Origin of the sequence: Chlorobium phaeovibrioides (genome assembly GCF_003968655.1) — a bacterium.
GTDB lineage: Bacteria > Bacteroidota > Chlorobiia > Chlorobiales > Chlorobiaceae > Chlorobium > Chlorobium phaeovibrioides.
Genome location: NZ_RXYK01000032.1, coordinates 1 through 3,353 on the forward strand (window position 1 = coordinate 1; position 3,353 = coordinate 3,353).

The 3,353-nt window shown below is 50.1% G+C and carries 5 protein-coding genes; all 5 read right to left on the reverse strand.

Annotation, left to right across the window (positions count from 1 at the left end; translation table 11 throughout):
• Positions 1-96 precede the first annotated feature (96 nt).
• The 5 genes from EKD02_RS10830 to EKD02_RS10850 are packed head-to-tail and all read right to left on the reverse strand — an operon-like array spanning position 97 to position 3,170.
• Positions 97-546 (reverse strand): DegT/DnrJ/EryC1/StrS family aminotransferase, encoded by a 450-nt coding sequence (locus EKD02_RS10830; protein WP_221762995.1) that lies wholly within the window; start codon positions 544-546, stop codon positions 97-99.
• A 34-nt stretch (positions 547-580) separates the two neighbouring features.
• Positions 581-1,255, reverse strand: coding sequence for an HAD family hydrolase (locus EKD02_RS10835; protein WP_126385291.1), 675 nt, complete (start codon positions 1,253-1,255; stop codon positions 581-583).
• Positions 1,245-2,216, reverse strand: a complete 972-nt coding sequence (locus EKD02_RS10840; protein ID WP_126385293.1) for an ATP-grasp domain-containing protein — start codon at positions 2,214-2,216, stop codon at positions 1,245-1,247. Before EKD02_RS10840 ends, EKD02_RS10835 begins: the two co-directional genes overlap by 11 nt.
• Positions 2,209-2,802 carry a sugar transferase gene (locus tag EKD02_RS10845; RefSeq protein WP_126385295.1) on the reverse strand — a complete coding sequence of 198 codons (594 nt, stop codon included), beginning with the start codon at positions 2,800-2,802 and terminating at the stop codon, positions 2,209-2,211. Before EKD02_RS10845 ends, EKD02_RS10840 begins: the two co-directional genes overlap by 8 nt.
• Positions 2,803-2,813: 11 nt before the next feature.
• Positions 2,814-3,170: a glycosyltransferase gene (locus EKD02_RS10850; RefSeq protein WP_126385297.1), complete on the reverse strand. Its 357-nt coding sequence runs from the start codon at positions 3,168-3,170 to the stop codon at positions 2,814-2,816.
• Positions 3,171-3,353 lie beyond the last annotated feature (183 nt).

The window sequence follows — 3,353 nt, forward strand, 5'->3', positions numbered from 1 at the left end:
TTGCGTTTCCTTTTGGTCATTTACTTGCTCCTCTTTTGAGCAAGTTACCAACTTAAACAGCTGTCTAAAAATCGGGGACCACTATAGACATCTATGTTAACACATAGGGGCCAGCGCCATAATCGGGTCCATGTCGCAAGGCCAACCTGCCAAATGCACACACACCACCGCCTTGGTCCTGGGCGACAACACCGCTGAAATGGTGCGGGCCGACACATTGCCGCTGTCGGCCTCCACATCGGCAAACACAGGCACCGCACCCGCATTCACCACACACGAAATGGATGCGATGAAAGTGCGCGGCGTGACCACCACCTCATCACCCGGCCCCACGCCCAAAGCCTTCAGCGCCACATCGAGCGCCAACGTGCCATTGGCCAGCGCCACGGCATGCGCCGTGCCACACCAAGCGGCAAACTCTTTTTCAAACTCGCGGGTCTCGGTGCCCGTCCAATAGTTCACCTTGTTCGAAATGACCACGCGGTGCACCGCATCGGCCTCTTCGGGGGTGAAACTAGGCCAGGGGGAAAAAGGAGTGTTCAGCATATTTAGTCCGAAATCTAGATGACAAAGTCATCCTTCATGGATTAAGCAAAAGTTCGGTTAACTCTTCCCAACTATTGACCCAATAATCAGGTAACGCAGCTTCAGGTAAACCCTGCGTTAACTGTGAATAAATGTTGCGATCGTTCCCCTGCATCCCTATACCAAGCCAACCCAAGGGTTTGCACCCTAAAAAATCTTTTTGGACATTGTCTGCAACGTATACGTATTTTTCTGCGGAAAAGTCTTTTTGAATGGCTTGAAAACGATCAGGGGCTGGCTTTGCACTGCCGTAGTCCTCGGAAACGTAAGCCGGGTAATGACTTAAACCAAGAGATACCAGTTTCAACTTTTGAGTAATAGTCCGCCCATCGGTTAAAACAGCAACGGCTAATGCTACTGATTTGATTTTTTCTAAAGATGCAGAACAATTCTCGGAAAGTTTTATATCAGGCAAATGCAACCTGTACATCCACAAAAGTGATTCTTTCACTGAAGGTTTTAAGCCTGTCAACTCGCATGCCAAAGATAGCCAGTCAAGATTTGCGTCCTGCAAGCGATGCGTTTGGATAGTCTCGTAGCAATCGATACCACACAAAGTATTAATCTGCGAACAAACATAGCGGATACCAGAATCCACATAATCCGCTTCTAAATAAAGGGTGTCATCCAAATCAAAGACAACAACCGTTCGCGCAATGTCAATGAGCATTTTCTACCAGCACATGTGCGTCATAACGCAGCATCATCAAATCCGAAGTCCATCCATCAAAATGACCAATCTCTTTCGTTAACAAGTACTCGTCAATCAACCAACCTGGGTAGTTGGCACCTGCTGAATACGAAAGCGGATAACCACCGCCAAAACGAGGGTTTATTTCCAGGGCTGCATAGCGCTTTTCGTGTGGATGCGCAAAAAGCTGGACAGTCAAACAACCACGGGCACCCTTGATCTTTGCCAGTTTGTCAATCAGGTACTCGTACACGTGGTGTTTGCGGGTTACCCCTTTGTTGATTTCACCGTCGCGGACTTCCAGCCTATGGCGAGGAACCAAACACGTCAAAACGCCTTTGCGATCGTAATATGCATCAACTGTGTACTCATCAAAACTCTGATCGATGAACTCCATGAACATCATCTTGGGGTCATCGCGCATACCATCGGAAAGATCAGCTGCCTGACTGAGCTTGGCAGCACCAACACTGCGGCTGCCGTCGTACGGCTTAGCAAAACAAGGGAAGGTTAGCTCTTTTCGATCCAATATTCTGGGCACATCTATGCCAACAGAATTGAAAAGTTGAGCTGTTAAACGCTTGTCACGGCATACACGCACCAGCGACTCATCCGAAATAACAAGTTCAATACCCTCGGCTGAAAATCTGTCTCTATGCTCAGATAATCTCAGCAATTCCGTATCGATCGTCGGTATAACCAGCCCAACTTCCTGCTCTTCACACAGTTCCAGCAGCTGGTCCATATAGCCATCTTCAGTAGCACGGGATATTGCAAAAGCCTGATCGGCAACGTGGCAGGCGGCAGACATTTTTGGATTTAGATCTGTCGTAAACACACGAGAGTTCAACCCGCGTTCCTTGATTTCACTTTTAATCGCAAGCAGTAACTCCACCCGTCTCCCGGCAGAAAGTAGTAGCACATTTTTTTTGCTATTCATGGTTACCCTTAAACACAGGCATCGTTACATCCCCCGGAGCGCTAATCCCGTCACGGACTAACACTTTACGAACCGTCAGCCAGAGAATTTTGACATCTAACCACAGTCTGCGGTTGTCCACGTACCACACGTCCAGCTTAAACTTATCATCCCAACTCACTGCATTACGCCCATTCACCTGCGCCCACCCGGTAATACCAGGGCGTACCTCATGCCGGCGTGCCTGCTCGGGCGTATAGAGCGGCAAATACTCCATCAATAAAGGCCTGGGACCAACCAGACTCATTTCACCCCGCAACACATTCCACAACTCCGGCAGTTCATCCAAACTCGTAGCACGCAACCAACGCCCAAAATCCGACAGGCGCTCACTATCAGGCAACGGCCTCCCATCAACATCGAACACATCACGCATGCTACGAAACTTGAGCATCTCGAACGGTTTGCCATACAGTCCCGGACGCACCTGGCGAAACAACACCGGAGCCCCCATCTTGCGGCGCACTCGCCAGGCAAGGAGAGCCAATAGTGGCGAGAGCAAAAGCAAAGCTATGGCGGCAACCACGATATCAACAAGTCGTTTCATTCTGCGGCTCTCTATTCATTCAATCCAAGTACGGCCATGAGTTTTGCATTCACTTGATGCACATCAAAACGCTCTTCAGCAAGCCGACGGCTTTTACGACCCATCGAATCAATTAAGTCTGGCTGTTCAATAAACTGTAGCATAGCCTCGGCAAGCGCTGCTGCATCACGCACAGGGACAAGAAAGCCATTGACCCCATGCTCCACGGTTTGACGGCACCCCGGAACATCCGTAGTAATAATCGGCCGGCCCAGAGCCATAGCCTCCTGCGTGCTGCGCGGCACGCCCTCGCGGTAGGAAGGCAAAACGAACACGCTGGCTTGTTCCAGCCAAGGCTGGACAGGCACATGGCCCGGCCAGATCAACAAACCTTCGTTCGGACAATGTCAACGAAGATGACGCATTTTTTTGAAAAAAAACATTCACTTTTCGGCCGGGTTCAGCACCACCTTCCGGTTGATCTCCCACGTTCTTGCAGGCCTTGCTCCCCAGCGTTCCGGATTGAGCTCCCTGGCTCGCTGTAAGGTTGCATTCCGCTGCTCAAAGATCGC

Excerpts from the sequence above, each read along its gene's own strand:
- EKD02_RS10830 (WP_221762995.1), bottom strand. The coding sequence starts at position 546 with ATGCTGAACACTCCTTTTTCCCCCTGGCCTAGTTTCACCCCCGAAGAG.
- EKD02_RS10835 (WP_126385291.1), bottom strand. The coding sequence starts at position 1,255 with ATGCTCATTGACATTGCGCGAACGGTTGTTGTCTTTGATTTGGATGAC.
- EKD02_RS10840 (WP_126385293.1), bottom strand. The coding sequence starts at position 2,216 with ATGAATAGCAAAAAAAATGTGCTACTACTTTCTGCCGGGAGACGGGTG.
- EKD02_RS10845 (WP_126385295.1), bottom strand. The coding sequence starts at position 2,802 with ATGAAACGACTTGTTGATATCGTGGTTGCCGCCATAGCTTTGCTTTTG.